Annotated in this window: 1 protein-coding gene; it reads left to right on the forward strand. The window is 74.1% G+C overall.

Annotation, left to right across the window (positions count from 1 at the left end):
* Nucleotides 1-30 precede the first annotated feature (30 nt).
* Nucleotides 31-2,313 carry an ATP-binding protein gene (locus tag D7W82_RS39310; RefSeq protein WP_120623140.1) on the forward strand — a complete coding sequence of 761 codons (2,283 nt, stop codon included), beginning with the start codon at nucleotides 31-33 and terminating at the stop codon, nucleotides 2,311-2,313.
* Nucleotides 2,314-2,436 lie beyond the last annotated feature (123 nt).

Here is a 2,436-nt window from a genome sequence, read left to right on the forward strand (position 1 = left end):
GGACATGTGCGTCCAGCGGGAAAGGGAGGCATGGCGGCAGGTCCCAGGCGCGCGCGGCAGGAGGAGGGGTGGGGGCTCGCGGCGAGCCTCCTGGTGGCGCTCGTCCTCTTGGTTCTTTCCGTGGTGGCGCTGCTGCTGACGCGCGCCTCCGTGCGGTCGCGGGTGATGGAGCGCTCGCTGGACCTGCAGGAGGTGGGGCTCCTGGGGCGGGCCTTCAGCGACAAGGTGTCCCTGGCCAACAGCGCGCTGCTGGCGGGCGGAGAGTCGCTCTCCCGCGACACGGCGCCGGCACGGCGGCGCTTCCTTGCCACCGCGGAACGGCTGGCCGCGCGGCTGGATACTCCCGAGGACGAGGAGCTGGTGTGGGAGGTGCGCGCCGCGGAGCAGGCGCACGAGACGGCCCTGCGCGCGCTCATGAACGCCCCCACGCCCCAGGAGCAGAAGCTGGCGCGCGAGCGGCTCGCCCGGTCCCATGGGCGGGTGCGCGAGGCGCAGGCCCAACTGGAGCGCAAGGTGCAGGAGCGGCTGGCCGTGGAGAGCCGGTCCTCGGTGTGGGTGGACCGGTGGGAGACGGGGCTCTTGCTGCTGGCCTCCCTGCTGGGGCTGGCGGTGGCGGGGGTGCTGGCGTGGGTGCTCCACCGCCGGCTCCACCCGCTCCGGCGCGAGGCGGCGGCCAGCGCGCACCGCTTCCAGGCGCTGGTGGAGGGCGTGCGCGACTACGCCCTGGTGCTGCTGGACACGCGCGGGCGGGTGGCCAGCTGGAACCCGGGCGCCGAGCGCATCAAGGGCTGGGGCGAGGCGGAGATCCAGGGCCGGCCCAACTCCGTCTTCTACACGTCCGAGGAGGCGGCGGCGGGCAGGCCGGAGCGGGACCTGTCCCGGGCCCTCCAGGAGGGGCGGCTGCGCACGGAGGGGTGGCGGCAGCGCAAGGACGGCTCGCGCTTCTGGGCGGAGGTGTCCATCACCGCGCTGCGCGACGAGGACGGCGAGCCCCAGGGCTTCTCCCTGGTGACGCGCGACATCACCGAGCAGCGGCGCCAGGAGCGGGTGCAGGAGTTGCTCGCGGAGGCCGGCCGCGTCTTCCACCAGTCCCTGGACCCCGACCTGACGGCGGCGGAGGTGGCGCGGCTGCTGGTGCCGGAGGTGGCGGACGGCTGCATCCTCTACCTGCTCACGCCCGCGGGTGAGCTGCGGCCCCGGGCCGTGACGCACGTGCAGCCCGAACGCGAGGCGAGCCTGTGGGAGGCCCTGCGGCGGTTTCCGCCCCGCTCGGGCATGCCTCCGGTCGTCTGGGAGGTGATGCGCACCGGGCGCTCGCGGATGGACGTGGAGGTGGAGACGGATGACCTGGCGGCCTCCGCGGAGACCGACGAGCACCGGCTGCTCATCGAGCGCGTCGCCATTGGCTCCTCCATGGTGGTGCCCCTGCGCGCGGGCAGCGACACGCTGGGCGCCTTCGTGCTGCTGACGGCCCGGGGCCACCGCCGCTTCACGCAGGCGGACCAGGTGCTGGTGGAGGAGCTGGCCGGCCGCGCGGCGCTGGCCCTGGAGAACACGCGGCTCCTGCGCGAGGCGCGCGAGGCGGTGGACCTCATCGCCGTCACCGCGCACGACCTGGGCAATCCCTTGCAAGCGCTGCAATTGCTGCTCAGCAAGGTGCAGCGCTCGCAGGCGGCCGGCCGCGACGAGGACGTGCGCAAGGGCCTGGTGGTGGCGCGCGGTCAGGCGCAGCGGTTGGGACAGCTGCTCCACAACCTGCTGGACCTGTCGCGGCTGTCCTCCGGCAAGCGGCTGCTGGACGCCGCGCCCATGGACCTGGGGGAGCTGGCGCGCGAGGTGGTGGAGCGCTTCGCGGAGGCCGCCGCGGAGGCGGGCTGCGACCTGCGGCTGGAGGTGGAGGAGGGGCAGGTGGGGCAGTGGGACCGCATCCGCCTGGACCGGGTGGTGACCAACCTCTTGTCCAACGCGCTGAAGTTCGGCCGGGGCCACCCGGTGACGGTGTCGGTCTGCGCGCTGGACGCGGACCACTCGCGGCTGCGGGTGCGCGACGAGGGCGTGGGCATCCCGCCGGAGGCCCAGCGCCGCGTCTTCGAGCGCTTCGAGCGGGAGCGCGCCGCGCGGACGAAGTCCGGCTACGGACTGGGGCTCTACATCGCCCGCCAGCTGGTGGAGGCGCACGGCGGCGTCATCCGCCTGGAGAGCGTGCCGGGGCGGGGCGCCAGCTTCACGGTGGACCTGCCGCGCTTGCCCCGGCTGATGGAGGAGACGCCGGTGGCGGAGTCTCCTCCGGCCCCATCCGTGACGCGAAGCTAAGCCAGAGGAAGTAAGTCCTGTCAGGGGGTAGCGCGAGGCGCGAGCAGACTGAGCCGACCGGAGCGCTGCAAGCGGTGCAGCAGCCGGACGGCTTGAGGATAGAACTCCTCGCGCTGCTCCGTC

The organism is Corallococcus sp. CA049B (assembly GCF_003611685.1).
GTDB lineage: Bacteria > Myxococcota > Myxococcia > Myxococcales > Myxococcaceae > Corallococcus > Corallococcus coralloides.

Bases quoted from the DNA above. Each gene is read 5' to 3' on its own strand.
- D7W82_RS39310 (WP_120623140.1), top strand. From the start codon at position 31: ATGGCGGCAGGTCCCAGGCGCGCGCGGCAGGAGGAGGGGTGGGGGCTC.